General features: G+C 65.6%; 15 protein-coding genes and 1 pseudogene. 3 read left to right on the plus strand and 13 right to left on the minus strand.

Annotation, left to right across the window (positions count from 1 at the left end; genetic code table 11):
* The 3 genes from ABIB29_RS18260 to ABIB29_RS18270 all read right to left on the minus strand — a co-directional run bounded on the left by ABIB29_RS18260 (position 1) and on the right by ABIB29_RS18270 (position 2,161).
* Positions 1 to 978 carry a tripartite tricarboxylate transporter substrate binding protein gene (locus ABIB29_RS18260; RefSeq protein ID WP_354174231.1) on the minus strand — a complete coding sequence of 326 codons (978 nt, stop codon included), beginning with the start codon at positions 976 to 978 and terminating at the stop codon, positions 1 to 3.
* Between the two features lie 128 nt (positions 979 to 1,106).
* Positions 1,107 to 1,811 carry a GntR family transcriptional regulator gene (locus ABIB29_RS18265; RefSeq protein WP_354174233.1) on the minus strand — a complete coding sequence of 235 codons (705 nt, stop codon included), beginning with the start codon at positions 1,809 to 1,811 and terminating at the stop codon, positions 1,107 to 1,109.
* Complete coding sequence (locus ABIB29_RS18270) at positions 1,808 to 2,161, minus strand: hypothetical protein (RefSeq protein ID WP_354174235.1); 354 nt, start codon at positions 2,159 to 2,161, stop codon at positions 1,808 to 1,810. Before ABIB29_RS18270 ends, ABIB29_RS18265 begins: the two co-directional genes overlap by 4 nt.
* 252 nt (positions 2,162 to 2,413) lie before the next feature.
* Between ABIB29_RS18270 and ABIB29_RS18275 the strand changes: the two genes are divergently transcribed.
* Entirely contained in the window at positions 2,414 to 2,626 is a 213-nt protein-coding gene (locus ABIB29_RS18275) for a GPP34 family phosphoprotein (protein WP_354174236.1), read from the plus strand.
* Between the two features lie 66 nt (positions 2,627 to 2,692).
* On the opposite strand, the gene ABIB29_RS18280 is transcribed toward ABIB29_RS18275, so the two are convergent.
* The 6 genes from ABIB29_RS18280 to ABIB29_RS18305 all read right to left on the minus strand — a co-directional run bounded on the left by ABIB29_RS18280 (position 2,693) and on the right by ABIB29_RS18305 (position 9,280).
* Positions 2,693 to 4,282: a long-chain-fatty-acid--CoA ligase gene (locus ABIB29_RS18280; protein WP_354174238.1), complete on the minus strand. Its 1,590-nt coding sequence runs from the start codon at positions 4,280 to 4,282 to the stop codon at positions 2,693 to 2,695.
* Positions 4,279 to 5,475 (minus strand): acetyl-CoA C-acetyltransferase, encoded by a 1,197-nt coding sequence (locus ABIB29_RS18285; RefSeq protein WP_354174239.1) that lies wholly within the window; start codon positions 5,473 to 5,475, stop codon positions 4,279 to 4,281. The genes ABIB29_RS18280 and ABIB29_RS18285 overlap by 4 nt, the downstream gene beginning before the upstream one ends.
* Before the next feature lie 34 nt (positions 5,476 to 5,509).
* On the minus strand, positions 5,510 to 6,766 hold the full coding sequence (locus tag ABIB29_RS18290; RefSeq protein WP_354174240.1) for an acyl-CoA dehydrogenase family protein: 1,257 nt from the start codon (positions 6,764 to 6,766) through the stop codon (positions 5,510 to 5,512).
* A gap of 124 nt (positions 6,767 to 6,890) precedes the next feature.
* A complete protein-coding gene (locus tag ABIB29_RS18295; RefSeq protein ID WP_354174241.1) occupies positions 6,891 to 7,601 on the minus strand; it encodes a TetR/AcrR family transcriptional regulator in 711 nt (236 codons plus the stop codon).
* Positions 7,602 to 7,670: 69 nt separating this feature from the next.
* Positions 7,671 to 8,060: a VOC family protein gene (locus ABIB29_RS18300; RefSeq protein ID WP_354174242.1), complete on the minus strand. Its 390-nt coding sequence runs from the start codon at positions 8,058 to 8,060 to the stop codon at positions 7,671 to 7,673.
* A gap of 23 nt (positions 8,061 to 8,083) precedes the next feature.
* Positions 8,084 to 9,280, minus strand: coding sequence for an NAD(P)/FAD-dependent oxidoreductase (locus tag ABIB29_RS18305; protein ID WP_354174243.1), 1,197 nt, complete (start codon positions 9,278 to 9,280; stop codon positions 8,084 to 8,086).
* 291 nt (positions 9,281 to 9,571) lie between these two features.
* Between ABIB29_RS18305 and ABIB29_RS18310 the strand changes: the two genes are divergently transcribed.
* Positions 9,572 to 10,372, plus strand: coding sequence for a GOLPH3/VPS74 family protein (locus ABIB29_RS18310; RefSeq protein ID WP_354174244.1), 801 nt, complete (start codon positions 9,572 to 9,574; stop codon positions 10,370 to 10,372).
* Positions 10,373 to 10,381: 9 nt separating this feature from the next.
* Here ABIB29_RS18310 and ABIB29_RS18315 read toward each other — a convergent pair whose 3' ends face one another.
* The 4 genes from ABIB29_RS18315 to ABIB29_RS18330 form a co-directional block, all read right to left on the minus strand.
* Entirely contained in the window at positions 10,382 to 11,641 is a 1,260-nt protein-coding gene (locus ABIB29_RS18315) for an NYN domain-containing protein (RefSeq protein WP_354174246.1), read from the minus strand.
* Positions 11,642 to 11,772: 131 nt separating this feature from the next.
* On the minus strand, positions 11,773 to 11,976 hold the full coding sequence (locus tag ABIB29_RS18320) for a hypothetical protein (protein ID WP_354174248.1): 204 nt from the start codon (positions 11,974 to 11,976) through the stop codon (positions 11,773 to 11,775).
* A gap of 333 nt (positions 11,977 to 12,309) precedes the next feature.
* Complete coding sequence (locus ABIB29_RS18325) at positions 12,310 to 12,759, minus strand: MarR family winged helix-turn-helix transcriptional regulator (RefSeq protein ID WP_354174249.1); 450 nt, start codon at positions 12,757 to 12,759, stop codon at positions 12,310 to 12,312.
* A 116-nt stretch (positions 12,760 to 12,875) separates the two neighbouring features.
* A complete protein-coding gene (locus ABIB29_RS18330; protein WP_354174251.1) occupies positions 12,876 to 13,682 on the minus strand; it encodes a YsnF/AvaK domain-containing protein in 807 nt (268 codons plus the stop codon).
* Positions 13,683 to 14,011: 329 nt separating this feature from the next.
* Here ABIB29_RS18330 and ABIB29_RS18335 point away from each other — a divergent pair.
* Positions 14,012 to 14,436: pseudogene (locus tag ABIB29_RS18335) on the plus strand (hypothetical protein); the annotation flags it as partial.

The raw sequence follows: 14,436 nt of genomic DNA on the forward strand, positions 1-14,436 counted from the left end.
TTACTTGCCCAGGACTTTGGCGAGGGCTTCGGAGTTTCCGGCAAGGTAGGTCTTGAAGTCGTCCCCGTAGACCGCATTGGGCTGCAGGACGTTCTCCTCGATGTACTTTTTGTAGTTGTCGGTCTGCTCGAACTTCTTGGCCGCATCAATCCAGTACTGCTTCTGTTCGGCCGTGATGTTGCCCGGGGCGATGAAGCCACGGAACTGCGCAAAGGACACATCAATTCCCTGCTCGGTGGCCGTCGGGATGTCCTTCAGGGCTTCGAGCTCATACCGCTTGTCCGCAAGGGCGCACAGGGGCTTGAGGGTGCCGGCCTCCAGCTGGCCAAGAACCTCACCGGGGTTCACTGAGATGACGTCGACCTGGCCGCCCAGGAGTGCGGCAACCACCTCGTTGCCTGACTCGTAGGGAACCCGGTCGAATTTGATGCCTTCTTCCTGCTCGATCAGGGTGAAGACGATCTGGTCCAGGCTGGTGGAGCCGGAGACGGCGGCAATGACCCGGCCGCTGCCCGCGGCCTTGACGACGTCTTCGCAGGTCTGATGGGGCGAATCCGGGCTGACCGTCAGGAGCGTGTAGTCATCGCCCAGCTTCATGATCGGGGTGAAGCTCTCGTAGGTGAAGGGAACGTCCTGGGTCAGCGGCAGGGCCAGCATCGCAGTTTCGGTGGCGAGCAGGTGATCGGGTTTGCCGTCCTGGGCAAGGAAGCTGGCGTAGCCAACAGCTCCGGATCCGCCCTCACGGTTCTCCGTGTTGATATTGACACCTGCAATGTCCTCCAGGCCGGACGCGATGGCCCGGCCCGAAAGGTCACTGCCACCGCCCGCTCCGAAAGGCACGATCATGGTGACGTCGCCCTTGGGCGTGAACGCCTGCCCCTGGGCTGCGCCTGCATTGGATGCTCCGCATCCGGTCAGGGCCAGCAGCCCTGCCGCGCAGATCCCGGTTATGCCAACAACTTTGGATACTTTCGTCACTTCTTATCTCCTTTGACAACCAAAGCGGATCCCCGGAGGGACTCGATCCAAGATCCTATTGGATCTACGAATGAGTGTGACATTGGTCATGTCCAGATGCAAGCAGGTGGGGTGGAGGTATCTGAAAGTTACGGCTGGTCGTTATTGAGCGCCCGCGTCCGGGCATTCGAGATGTGGACTGCCATCGCCTGGGCTGCAGCCGGAACGTCGCCGCGCTGGAAGGCCTTCAGGACGGCTTCATGTTCGGCAAGCGCCAGGGCGGTGTCGTCGGAGCCTTCGCTCGCACTCTGCCTCATCCGGTGTGTGTGCGTGCTCGTGGACTCGGCCATCTGATGCAGGTAACGGTTTCCACAGTTGCGCAGGATGGTTTCGTGAAAGTTCCAGTCGGCCTCGAAATACTTGCGATAGCCGGCAGTCCGGCCGGCAGGTTCGATGCCCTGGAACAGCTCCGCGGCCTGGCGGTGTTTTTCGTGGGCATCTTCCAGCGCCGGCAGCAACTCCTCCAGATGCCCGGCGGCGCGCTGGACTGCCGCGACCTCCACGACCTCCCGGGCGTCGAAGAGTTCCTTCATCTGCTCTTCACTGAGCGGCGGGGCGACCTTGTAGCCCTTCAGTGCGACGCGCCGGACGAGGCCGGTGTGCTCAAGCTGCACCAGGGCCTCGCGCACGGGGGTAGGGGAGACGTCGAGCTGGCGTGCCAGCGAGTCGATGTTCAGGGATGAGCCGGGCTCCAGCCCTCCTTCGAGCAGAACGTCGACGATGTAGTCGTACACCTCATCCCGGAGGATACGTCGCGAGAAACCTGGCGGTGGCGTACTGGGTGACGTCGTCATAGCGTGATTCTATCGCCCGCAGAGACTTTCCTAGATCCTCTAGGAAAGTCAAGAGTGCAGGATTGGCCGGACTGCGCGGCGGCCCTGCCTCGGGGATGCGTCGACGACGGCGGGAGACTCCCGCCGTCGTCGTTCCAGTACATAAACGGCAGCGCGTAGCGCTTGAGCAGCCACTTGTCGCTGCGTTCCTTGGTGGTGTCGATGAAGGGGATGCTGGGGGCGGGCTGGAGAGTGTAGTCAAACTCGGCCAGCAGCATCTTCCCCCGTGCTGTGGTCAGCGGACAGGAGGCGTACCCTCCGTACTGGGCCGACGGGGTTCCGCCGTTGAGGGCGGCCAGCAGGTTCTCCACCAGCACCGGGGATCTGCCAGCGGTGTGCGCTTGAGCCAGTCCGGGGCCGACCGCGGCGGCACGACATGGAGCAGGTCGTAGTGCAGCGATTCCTCCATACCCGCCGCGTTGTCCGTAATCACCGCGACGCGGGAGGCCGGGTCCACCGAGGTCATTTCGCTGTTGAATCGGACTTCGATGCCGTATTTGGCAACCACCGGCTCCAGCCATCGGCGAAGACCTTGACCCCACGTCGCGAAGCCTGATGCCTCGATGCCTGATGCCGCGAAGCCTGACGCCACGGCGCCCGATGACAGGACCACCGCGCTGATCGCCCTGCTGCACGCCGCCGGGCTCGGCAAGCTCTTCCCGGCAGCAGATCGAACCCGGGCAGGAGAGCTGGCGAAGGACTACTGGCCTTCCTGCGCGGTGGAGGACGAACTTCGGATGATCAGGCTGGCGCAGGAAGAAGCCGCAACCTTGTGAAGCTGTTTGCTAGGCTCGGGTGTTTTCAGTCTGCGGGATTCCCAAGTCCGCTCTGCTGGGGACTTTCTAGGCCCCGACGGACTCGGTGGCCAGGTTCCGCTTGAGGATTTTTCCGCTCGGCCCGAGGGGGAGCTCCGCGAGTAACCTGATGACGCGCGGATACTTGTACGCGGCGAGCTGGGAGCTGGCGAATTCCATCAAGTCTGTCGCGGTGGCGGTGGCTCCCGCGTCCAGCACGATCGCGGCCGCGACTTCCTGGCCGTGGACGTCATGCGGGATGCCGTAGACCGCGGCGCTGACCACGTCCGGGTGGGTCAGGAGGATTTCCTCCACCTCGCGGGGGTACACGTTGTAGCCGTTGCGGATGATCATGTCCTTCTTGCGGTCCACGATGGTGAGGTAGCCGTCGTCGTCCTTTGTGCCCAGGTCCCCGGTGCGGAACCAGCCGTCGACGATTGCCTCGGCGGTGGCCTCCGGCCGGTTGAGATAGCCCTTCATCAGCAGGTGTCCGCGGATGACCAGCTCGCCCAGTTCGCCCGCGGGCAGCAGCTCAATGCTTTCGCCCGTTTCGGCGCGGGCGATTTCGATGTCGACGCCCCAGATGGCCGTCCCGATGGTGCCGGGCCGGGGCGGGGTGCCGACGTGGTTGAACGCAGCCACGGGCGACGTTTCGGTCAGGCCGTAGCCCTCGTGGATTTCGACGCCGAACACGTCCCGGAACTTGTCCATGACGGTCAGGGGGAGGGAGGCGCCGCCGGAGATGCCATAGCGGAGGGTGTCCGGGCGGACGTCCACGGCCTTGGCCGCTTCGAGCAGCGCCACATACATGGTGGGCACCCCGAGGAAAATATTGACGTTGTGCCGGGCCATCAGCTGGAGGGCGCCCTCGCCGCTGAAACGGGGCATCAGAACGATTGTGACGCCGGCCCGCAGCCCCGCGTTCAGGACGACTGTCTGGCCGAAGGTGTGGAAGAGCGGCAGCCCGCCGAAGAGGACATCGCCGGGCTTGAAGTCCATGACGGACGTCAGAATGACGGACGTCTGTTCCACCAGGGCGAAGTGGGTGCCGAGGGCGCCCTTTGGTTTGCCGGTGGTCCCGGAGGTGTACAGGATGGTGGCGGTGTCCGAGGGCCGGCAGGGGACGTAAGTGGTGATCGGCTCGGCCGCGGCGGCCTCGTCCTCGAGCCGCGGCAGCCCGCCGTCGTCCGGCGCCATCACGGTCAGGAGCTCGACGCCGGCAGAGGCGGCACCGGCCGCGCCTTCCGTGAGGAGCGGAGCGGCGCAGACCAGCATCCGGGCGCCGCTGTCCTGAAGCACGTAGTCGATCTCGCGTGCCTTCAGCAGGGCGTGCACCGGAACCACAATGGCGCCCAGCGACAGGATGGCGTAATAGACCCGGGCGAAGTCCGGAACATTGGGGATGAGCACGGCGACGGCGTCCCCGGGCCCGATGCCGCGCGCCCGCAGGGCCCCGGCGTAGGCGCGGGTCCCCTGCCAGAGGTCGGCGTAGCTGGTTTCATCGTCACCGACGATCAGGGCGGCGCGGTCCGGCGTCCTGCGGGCGGACTCGGCCAGGATGGCTGCGACGGAGATGGTGCCGAAGCCTTCTTCGGGAGTGGTGGTCTTCATGGCCTGCTTCTTCGTAGGGATGGTCATGCCTTCAGGATCAGGGCGTCGCCCTGGCCGCCGCCGCCGCAGAGCGCGACGACGCCGGTCCCTCCGCCGCGGCGCTTCAGCGCCAGCGCCTGGTGCAGCACCAGTCGCGCGCCCGATGCCCCGACCGGATGGCCGAGGGCGATGGCGCCTCCCTCGGCGTTGATGTCCTCCGGCTCGATGCCCAGGTCCTTGGCGGACTGGATGAGCACGGACGCGAAGGCTTCGTTGATCTCGACGAGATCAAGCTCCTGCGCGGAGAGGCCCTCCCGTTTGAGGGCAAGTTCAATGGCACGGGCAGGTTGGGAATGCAGGGACCCGTCCGGTCCCGCCGTCTGGCCGTGGGCGCCGATTTCGGCGATCCACTCGAGCCCTGCCGCCTCGGCTGCCGCTTTGCTGGCAATCACCAGGGCGGCGGCACCATCTGAGAGCGGGGAGGAGGACCCTGCGGTAATGGTGGCCGTCGCATCTTTCGAGAAAGCGGGACGGAGCTGCGCCAGGGATTCGGCCGTCGTATCCGGGCGGATGCCCTCATCGTGCTCGAGCGTCAGCGCGGGTCCCTTGCGCTGTGGCACCTCGATCGGAGCGATTTCCTCGGCGTATACCCCGGCGGCGCGTGCCGCTTCGGCTCGCTGGTGGGAGCGGGCCGCGACGGCGTCCTGCTCTTCGCGGGTGATGGCGCGCTCGGCGTTGCCGGCGTCGGTGGCTTCGCCCATCAGCTTGCCGCTGACCGGGTCCTGCAGCCCGTCGTGGTTCAGGGAGTCGAGCATCGGGGCTTCCCCGATGACGACGCCGGCGCGGAGCCCTGGCACGAGGTGCGGGGCGTTGGTCATGGATTCCTGGCCGGCCGCAACGATGAAATCGGCTTCCCCCGCGCGGATCATCCGGGCCGCGTCGATCACGGCGGTCAGGCCGGAGAGGCAGAGCTTGTTGATCGTGACGGTGGGCACGTCCCAGCCGATGCCGGCTGCCAGGCTGGCCTGCCGCGCCGGGCCCTGGCCGGCGCCGGCCTGGATGACCTGGCCGACTATCACGGCGTCGATCTGCTGAGGGGCGACGCCGGCCCGGTCCAGCGCGGCGCGGATGGCGTGGGCACCGAGTTCGCTGGAGGAGAAGGACGTGAGGCCGCCACGGAACCTGCCGAAGGGGGTCCGGGCGCCGCTGAGGATGACGGGGATGTTGGCGTTCTGGTTCAAGAGAGTCCTTTCGGGGTGGCAAGCACAGGGTGGATTACGCGAAGGCGGAAAGTCCGGTGATACCGCGCCCGATGATGAGCGCCTGCATGGTTTCGGTGCCTTCGTAAGTGTGGATGGCCTCGGTGTCGGCCAGGTGCCGGGCGACGCGGTTCTCCAGCAAGATGCCGTTGCCGCCGAGGAGATCACGGGCATTGGAGGCGATGCCTCGGGCGATGCGGGTGCAGGTATATTTCGCGAGTGAGGCCTGTTCGGGCGTAAGCGAACCTTCTTCATCGAGGCGGGTCATCTGCACCACCATCAACTGCATGGTGGCCAGTTCGCTGAGCATCCGGGCCAGCCGTTCCTGCACGATCTGGGAGGCGGCCAGCGGCCGGCCGAACTGAACCCGCTGCCGGGCGTACTGGACCGCGGTTTCGTAACACGCGGTGGCATGCCCCACGGCGGACCAGGCGACGCCCAGCCGGGTGGCCAGCAGCACCCGCGCGGTGTCCTTGAAGGTCCGTGCCCCCGGCAGCACGTTCTCCTGCGGAACAAAGACGTTCTCGAGCCGGATGTGGGCCTGCCAGATGGCCCGCAGGGCCAGCTTGCCTTCAATTTTGGTCGCGGCGTAGCCGGGGGAGTCCTGCGGTACCAGATAGCCGTGAACCTGGCCGTCCTCGCCCCTGGCCCACACCACGCTCACTCCGCCGACGGAGCCATTGCCGATCCACTTCTTTTCGCCGTTAAGCAGGAAACCGCCGGCCGTGCCGGTCGCGGTGGATTCCAGCGCCACTGCGTCCGAGCCATGGGTGGGCTCCGTCAGCGCGAAGGCGGCGAATTCCTTGCCGGCGGCGACCGCCGGAAGCCAGTGCTCCTTCTGCTCCGCCGACCCGCACTCCGCGATGGAGCGCAGTGCCAGGCCTCCCTGGACCGCGATCATGGTTGCCACCGAGCCGTCGCCGCGGCTGATCTCCATGTTCACCAGGCCGGCGGCCATCCGGCTCATCGGGGCGAAACCGTCAACGGCGACACCGTCCCGCAGCAGATCCAGCTCGCCGAGCCGCCGGAGCAGGTGGACCGGGTAGTCGCCGCGCTCCCAGTAGCCGTTGATGACCGGAAGGACCTCATCCTGGACAAAGCCGCGGGCCCGGTCCCAATAGGCACGGTCGCCGTCGTCGATACCGGCGAACACAGACGCGGGGTCTGTGCCCAGGGCCTCGGTCAGGACGTAGTCGGGTTCCACGGTGCCGGCGGGAAATTGACCCACGGCGCCTTCAGCGGTGAACCCGGAACCGGGCGACGTCGTCGTCATGTGCTCGTCCTCTGTCTCGGCGGCGGGACCTCGCCGCCCGCGTGCTGTGGCTCACACCACGTCGACCAAGGATGCCCTGAAACTCCGTTCCACGTCAAGAAACTCAGTTCCACAAGGAGTGGAGTCAGTCCAGGGCGTCGCGGACTGCCTGGATTATCGCGTCTTTGTCGGCCCCTTCTGCCAGGACAGTCACGACGACGGCCGGGGACGCAGGCGTTGAGGGGGCAGTGCCGAGTAACACCGGCCGGAAGATCCCGGAGAGGGCGCGGAGTTCGTTCGCGAGCTCAGCTGATCTGTCCCGGTCCGCCGTCTCGGGTTCCTGGGCGGCGGGTGCCGCGCGGAGCCACCGCCGGAGGAAGGCGTTGTGCACGGCAACCGCTGCGGCAGCGAAGGCGACAGCCGTGTATTCACGCTGCTCGGCGTCGGGCAGTTTATCCAGCAGGTGCAGCACGAACGCCCTCTCGTACCGGTGCGAGGTGACCAGCTCCCGGTCCCGGAGTGCCGGCACGGCCTGCATCAGCTCATAGCGCGCGCGGGAGGTTTCCGGGTTCCGCAGGTGGTGGTTGAAGACCAGCAGCGCCGCGTCCTCGATCGCTGCGAGCGGCTCCAGCATCGTTTCCGCCAGGCGGTCGGTCACCTGCCGGAGGATCCGCTCGTGGTCCGCGAAAACCACGTCCTCCTTGGACCCGAACTTCCGGAAGAAGGTGCTGCGGCTCATGCCCGCGGCGTCAGCGAGGTCGTCAACCGACGTTGTGTCATAGCCCTGCCCGGCCAGCAGCCCGATAGCGGCGGCGGCGGGCCTGTCGGCGTCGTGGCGTGTCGGGTGCGAGATCATGCGCCGAAATGTAGCACAACCGCTGGGGCCGTCCTGGGCTCAGGTCCTGGCTGCGACTTATCCCGGTTATTACCGGAATGCGTCCCTGACGGCCGGAGGCGTTGCGCCCTGGATGACCCAGCGGTTTCCATCCGGATCAGCGAAGAAGGCAAACTGCACTCCGCCCATGTCCTGGACCGCGCTGATGTCGGCGCCCCGGCCCAGGAGTTCGGCGCGCGCCGCGCCGATGTCAGGCACAACGAGCTGCAGCCCCTCGAGGGTGCCCGGCGTCATGCCGGTCATTCCGGTACCGATGACGATCGAAGCCGCCGAACCCGGCGGTGTCAGCTGCACCACCCTCATCCCGGAGATGTGCTCCACATCGTGGTCAAGGACAAAGCCCAGCTTCTCTGTGTAGAACGACTTTGACCGGTCAACATCCGCTACCGGCACCTGCACGACTTCGAGGCGCATCTCCATGCGCCCACACTAACGCCAAGGTTTCAGACGCGCCCCTTAAGGATCAGGTTCCAGTACATAAACGGCAGCGCGTAGCGCTTGAGCAGCCACATGTCGGTGCGTTCCTTGGTGGTGTCGATGAAGGGGATGCTGGGGGCGGGCTGGAGCGTGTAGTCAAACTCGGCCAGCAGCATCTTCCCCCGTGCTGTGGTCAGCGGACAGGAGGCGTACCCTCCGTACTGGGCCGACGGGGTTCCGCCGTCGAGGGCGGCCAGCAGGTTCTCCACCAGCACCGGGGCCTGCTTGCGGATCGCCGCTCCGGTCTTCGAGTTCGGCGTGGACCCGGCGTCGCCCAGGGCAAAAATTTCCGGGTAGCGCTTGTGCCGCATGGTGTGCTTGTCGACGTCGACGTAGCCGGCGGGACTGGCCGGATCTGCCAGCGGTGTGCGCTTGAGCCAGTCCGGGGCCGACTGCGGCGGCACGACATGGAGCAGGTCGTAGTGCAGCGATTCCTCCGTACCCGCCGCGTTGTCCGTAATCACCGCGACGCGGGAGGCCGGGTCCACCGAGGTCATCTCGCTGTTGAAGCGAACTTCGATGCCGTATTTGGCAACCACCCGCTCCAGCTCATCGGCGAACACCTTGACCCCGAACATGCCCGGCGTTGGCAGAACCATGACGACCCGGATGTCGTCCAGCACCCCCTGCTTGCGCCAGTAGTCGGCTGCCAGGTAGGCAATTTTCTGCGGGGCACCGGCACACTTGATCGGACCCGAGGGCTGAGTGAAAATGGCGGTCCCGGACTTCAGGTTCCGGATCATGTCCCAAGTCTTGGGTGCCAGGTCGTATCGGTAGTTGCTGGACGCGGCTGGGGATTCCATGGCTTCGGCCATGCCCGGGATCTTGTCCCAGTCCAGCTGGATACCGGGACAGACCACCAGATAGTCGTACGTGACGGAACCGCCGGAGGAGAGTGCGACACTGCGGTGTTCAGGATCAATGTCCGCGGCGGCGTCCTTGATCCAGGCGACCCCCTGGGGCATGACGGATGCCTGGGGACGGACTGTTTCCTTCTGGCTGGCGACGCCACCGCCGACCAGGGTCCACAGCGGCTGGTAATAGTGCTGCTCGCTCGGCTCGATCACACCGATATCAGTCCGCCCCGCATTGCGCAGGCGGGCGGCAACGCTCAGTCCCGCGTTGCCGCCTCCGATGATCAGGATCTCGTGGTGCATAGTCATGGAATAGACGCCTCTCTGGAGCTTTTTGAACACTGTGGCGATAATCACTCTATACCCCTAGGGGTATAGCTGTATACCCCCTCGGGTACCTTGGTCGGTAGGATCCGTCCACTCTGGAGAGTGGAGCAACAGAGGTACTCGTAGATCAGCACGTCTGAGCTGTGAGGGGGCTGAGTCCGGCCGGGTCCTTCAGCGCCGCCCCAAAAGCAGGCGGACGGCGGCGGGCGGTTCCGCTGCAGCCGGGTCTAAATCCTCATTGTGGTGGCAGCGGAACTGCGCCACCATGAGCGTATGGATGCTAAGACACCTGAAACGCCCAAAGCGGCGGACCTGAGCCTTCCCCAGGCTTTCCTGCTTTTGGCAACGAACGACAAGGACGGCAAACCTGAAGTGCCGGTGTTCGCACTCAGGACCACCCTGGCCGGGGCAATACTGGCCGAGCTGGACCTGCTCGGTGCCATCGAGCTGCAGGGCAAGAACGTCAGGGCCACCGGCGCCGCCCCGCCAACGGACTTCCAGCGCGAGCTGGAGCTCATCCGCGGCAAATCCCGGGGCCACACCCCCAAGCGGTGGGTCTCCATGCTGGAGGGCCGGGCCGAGGTGCAGCGTGTCTACGAGCAGATGGCGTCTCGGGGCATCGTGGAACAGGTCGGCGAAAAACACCTTGGTCTGTTCAAATCCACGCGGTACCCGGAGAGGGACCACGGTCCGGAAGCTGCGCTCCTGCAGAAGATCGAAACGGCACTCAGCGGTGCGCCGTCGGCTCCCGCCAAGCCTGAAGCGGAGGCGCCTGACACCGCGGAGCCTGATGCCCAGGCGCCGGATGCCCAGGCGCCCGAAGCCGGGGTGACTGGCGCTGCGGAGCCTGATGCCAAGGCGTCTGGCGCGGCGAAGCCTGACGCCACGGCGCCCGACGACAGGATCACCGCGCTGATCGCCCTGCTGCACGCCGCGGGGCTGCTCGGCAAGCTCTTCCCGGCGGCAGATCGAACCCGGGCAGGAGAGCTGGCGAAGGACTATTGGCCTTCCCGCGCGGTGGAGGACGAACTTCGGATGATCAGGCTGGCGCAGGAAGAAGCCGCAACCTTGTGAAGCTGTTCGCTAGGTGGGGGAGCTGCCAGCCTGCGTGGACTCCAGCAGCCCGCCGCTGGCCCAGCGCCGCACCGCGAGCTTCTCGGCGGCGTCGAACTCCAGCAGAGCCACCCGGCAGAGTTCTTCCACGTTCGCGGTCCAGGCTGATGCCAGGCCGGCCGCGGTCGCCTCGTCGGTGAGCTGGAAATTGGCGTACGCGAGGCCTTGAAGGACAAAGTTCACGGCGTTGCGGGAGACCGGCTGGCCCGCGCTGACGCAATCATCCCGGACAAGCCGGGACAGTTCGGTGCGGTTGAGCGGATGCTCCCGAAGCCTGGCCGCCATGGCCAGGAACACCTGGCGGAACTGGGCGCCCGAAAGTGCCGGCACATCCGTCACCCGGGTGACCTGCTCCTCGATGCCGTGCTGCACGTCAGCCGGGGCAGGCAGGTCCTCGCTCGAAAACCGCTTGGCGTCCCAGACCCAACCGCCCTGTGCTGGAGAATATTCGACGTTTTGGCCGATCTGGGCCACCCAGGTCCCAAACTTTCCGAAGGCACCCCAGTCAGTCTTCAGGGACGGGTCAGCCGTGAGGGCCCGGTGGGCCACCATCGCGCCGACCACCGGTCCCGGAGCGTTGCGGACGAAGTCCAGGACATCACGGACCGCGGGTGAGGCTGCCTTGGTTTTCGCCTTTGCTGTGGCCGGGACGTGCTGCTGCTTCGGGGACTCCACCGTATGAACCGGCTCCACCGTTGTGCCGTTGAGGATTGCGACGAAGTCGTGGGACTCCACCACATGGTCCGCCATCTCCCGGTAGGCGAAGGCCACGGCGCCGGCGGCGATGACCGTGGTCATCCGGTCAGCGGCCCGGAACCGCTGGATCAGGGACGTGAAGTCGGCGTCGGCCGAGGCGATGAAGAACTCGTCGATGCCCCCGCTGCCGGACAGGGCGTCCATGGCATCGAGCACCAGGTTGATGTCCGTACTGCTCTTTCCCCGTTGCGTCAGTGACGGGCAGTCGATCACGCGGAAACCGGCCCGGGTCCAGTAGGTCCGGTACTTGGAGTACACCACCGGGTTGAGATAGCAGTTGCGGATCAGGAAGCGCCGGGAGTCCTCGCCCGTCCCGCCGTCGGCCAGCGCTTCAGTCCAATGCTTGGGATCCTCGGCGAATCGCTTGGCGGCGGCCGGGTCCAGGGCCAGCAGGCCGGTGTAGACGTTGTCGAAGTCAACGAACATCGCGGCGCGGATGCCGGGCCGTCGGGACTGGTGGGGAGGTTCGGTCATCGGCTCAGTGTGCCAGCAGGATGGCGGGCCGGACCGGATATGACCTCCCACGGCGTTGCTTTTGAAAACACGACGACGACGACGGCGGGAGACTCCCGCCGTCGTCGTGGTGATGCGTCGTGGCTGTGGTGCTAGGAGGAGACGGACTCGAGGTTGGCTGCTCCGTGGTTCAGGCTGAGCGTGAACGTGCTGGGGCCGCTGGCGTGGACCGCGATGTTGCTCTTCGGGGTGTTGTGCCGGACCGAGAGGTCGTGGATCAGGGAGTCCAGCTCGTGGTGCATCGTGGAGCGGTCCCAGAGCTTGTGGGTGACAGAGGTGGCAGTTTCAAACGTCATTGTTCAGTGCTTCCATTCAGGGATCCGGGTGTCCGGCTGCCGCACCGATGCGGAGCCGCCGTAAAGCCAAACCGGAAACGCTCCGGGACCGTTGGCGGCTCAGCGAGCTCACCGGTTTGGCCTCATTGCGTCACCAGGATGATAAAACTGTGCCGCTGGTCCGCAGCAGACGAGGAGCGTCTGAGAGATCAGGGCGGCCACGGCCGGGAAGTTTCCGTCCCTGCCGTGCCTTTCCATAGTGCACAGCGCGGCGCAATCGTCTCAAGCTGATTTCGCATTATTGCTCGTGAGACTCATCACAGACGGGTGGGCCGAATTCCAGATGCCGGTGGATCAGTTGCGGGTCGAATCCCGTGGTTGCCGGGGAGCTGAGAAGGAAGCTACAAATCGGGAGAGCTGTTCCCGGAGGATTTCCCACCCGTCGAAGTCTGAGGGAAGGGCAGCGCTTTCAGCCTCCCGGGCTGCGCAGAGGGCCGCTTCCCCCGCGTCGGTCATCTCAACCTGGAACTGGCGGCGGTCCAGTGGGTCTCGTGTCCTCGTGACCAGGCCGTCCGCTTCCAGACGCGTCAGGACGCGGCCAAGGGTCTGGCTTTGGACGTGGACCACGGCCGCAAGCTGTTCCTGGTTCATGGGATGGTGCGACATGGCTTTGAGCGCGATGACCGCGGCCCGGGTCAGGCCCAGTGGTGCGAGTGCCTCGTCAAAGCGGCGCTGAACTAGGCGGGCAGCTGTAGTGAGAAGCAGGTAGCCGTCCCGGACGTGGTCCTGGGGGTCGAGGGGCATTAATGCCGGCCTTCCTTGGGCGGAACAGATGTCGGCCTTCCTTGGGGTGGACAACGGTCAAGCAGGGAGGCAGGCCAGGGCCGGCATCAGCCGGGACCCTGGCCTGCCGCCATCGCTTATCGGCGCGTGTTGTCGTCGCCGTCCGTTTCGATGCGTTCCTTGCGGACTTCCTCATCGACGGTTACTTCGTCGGTGACGGTTTCCTTCTCGAGACGGACGCGTTCGACCGGGACCGTTTCCTTCTCAACAACGGGGCGTTCCTCGTGGAGGACGACTTCGTGCTCTTCCTCGCTGATGCCGGCGCCGGACATCGCCGCCCCACGGTTGGCGTCCGTGATGGGTTCACGTTCGATCCGGACCTCTTCGCGCTGTACCGGAACGGTCTGGGTGACGTTTTCCGTGGTGACGTACTTGCGCAGCCGCACCCGTCCGGTGGCTTCCTGTTCGGTGCCGACGTTCAGGCGTTCCTCTGAACGGGTCATGGCATCGTCAGTCGTGGGGCCTGAGGTGTCGCGGCCTACGGTGCCGCGGTCGGTATCGGCGTAGTCCTTTTCGCGGTGGTCCGCGTCCCGGCCGGCTGTGGCGTCGGTGTACGTCCGGCCTCCGCCGCTCAGGCCGTAGTGGGCGTAGAGCCGGTCCTCCTCGGCAGGATCGAGGTGCCCGTCGGTGTCCACCCGGGGGGCGTCCTTGATCTGGTCCTTGGTGTACGGGACGAGGAGGTCGCCCCCTTCGACGCGGGCCCCTTCCAGCGGGACGAAGGATTCGGAGGTGCCGAAGAGCCCGGTCTTGGCCGTGACCCACGTCGGCTGGCCGTTGTCGTCGTCGGCGTAAATCTGGCCGATGGATCCGATCTTGTCCCGATCGTTGGTCAGGACGTTCCCGTTGCGCTGAAGCAGGTCATCGATATGTTCCTTGGCGAGCATGATGTCTCCTTGGATCTGTGGTGCGGTTTGGGGTTGCAACGGCTCCGTGTGGATCGCTGCATGACTCCACCATAAGCATGCTTAGTAAGCACTTGGCAAGCTTACTTAGTATTTTTCTTCGCTCCGAGTGGACGCCGACTGCCGGCAATGCGTGAACTCGCTCCTGGCCTCGACAGATCTTCGGGCGAGGTGGGCGTATTGAAAGAAAGTTAAGTCTTGCGAAACAAACAGGAAGTGTGCTTACTATTGAGTTAGTAACCGTGCTTACTAATTCACCGGCGCCGCGGATTCACGTTTCACCTGCGGACCCTTCCTGAAAGAGAGCAACGATGACAGAAAACCAATGGCTCCAGACGACTCCTGCTGCGCCCGCCAATGAGTACCCGAGCGTCGGGACAGTGCCCTCCGGCGGTGTAGCGGGTTCCGTCTCCACCAAAGATGCAGCGAAAGACGAAGCGGCAGCCGTGGCGGGCCACGCCGCAGGTGACGCGAAAGCCGTGGCCGAAACCGCCAAGGCGGAGGCCGCCAACGTCGCCGCCGAAGTGAAAACCAACGCCCGCAGCCTGCTGCTCCAGGCCAAGTCCGATCTGTCCGACCAGGCCGGCACGCAGCAGCGGAAGGCCGCTGAGGGCATCCGCTCCATCTCCTCGGAGTTGACCACCATGGCCGACGCCTCCGAGCAGCCCGGCGTCGCAACAGACCTTATCCGTCAGGCCGCCGAGCGGTCCCAGAGCGTGGCTACCTGGCTCGAGAA

Origin of the sequence: Arthrobacter sp. UYEF36 (assembly GCF_040547025.1) — a bacterium.
GTDB lineage: Bacteria > Actinomycetota > Actinomycetes > Actinomycetales > Micrococcaceae > Arthrobacter.

What these genes read in the sequence shown, in the direction of transcription:
- ABIB29_RS18320 (WP_354174248.1), bottom strand. Translation starts at nt 11,976, where the DNA reads ATGACGTTTGAAACTGCCACCTCTGTCACCCACAAGCTCTGGGACCGC.
- ABIB29_RS18290 (WP_354174240.1), bottom strand. Translation starts at nt 6,766, where the DNA reads ATGACGACGACGTCGCCCGGTTCCGGGTTCACCGCTGAAGGCGCCGTG.
- ABIB29_RS18265 (WP_354174233.1), bottom strand. Translation starts at nt 1,811, where the DNA reads ATGACGACGTCACCCAGTACGCCACCGCCAGGTTTCTCGCGACGTATC.
- ABIB29_RS18295 (WP_354174241.1), bottom strand. Translation starts at nt 7,601, where the DNA reads ATGATCTCGCACCCGACACGCCACGACGCCGACAGGCCCGCCGCCGCC.
- ABIB29_RS18275 (WP_354174236.1), top strand. Translation starts at nt 2,414, where the DNA reads ATGCCTGATGCCGCGAAGCCTGACGCCACGGCGCCCGATGACAGGACC.
- ABIB29_RS18330 (WP_354174251.1), bottom strand. Translation starts at nt 13,682, where the DNA reads ATGCTCGCCAAGGAACATATCGATGACCTGCTTCAGCGCAACGGGAAC.
- ABIB29_RS18315 (WP_354174246.1), bottom strand. Translation starts at nt 11,641, where the DNA reads ATGACCGAACCTCCCCACCAGTCCCGACGGCCCGGCATCCGCGCCGCG.
- ABIB29_RS18300 (WP_354174242.1), bottom strand. Translation starts at nt 8,060, where the DNA reads ATGGAGATGCGCCTCGAAGTCGTGCAGGTGCCGGTAGCGGATGTTGAC.
- ABIB29_RS18325 (WP_354174249.1), bottom strand. Translation starts at nt 12,759, where the DNA reads ATGCCCCTCGACCCCCAGGACCACGTCCGGGACGGCTACCTGCTTCTC.
- ABIB29_RS18280 (WP_354174238.1), bottom strand. Translation starts at nt 4,282, where the DNA reads ATGACCATCCCTACGAAGAAGCAGGCCATGAAGACCACCACTCCCGAA.
- ABIB29_RS18310 (WP_354174244.1), top strand. Translation starts at nt 9,572, where the DNA reads ATGGATGCTAAGACACCTGAAACGCCCAAAGCGGCGGACCTGAGCCTT.
- ABIB29_RS18305 (WP_354174243.1), bottom strand. Translation starts at nt 9,280, where the DNA reads ATGACTATGCACCACGAGATCCTGATCATCGGAGGCGGCAACGCGGGA.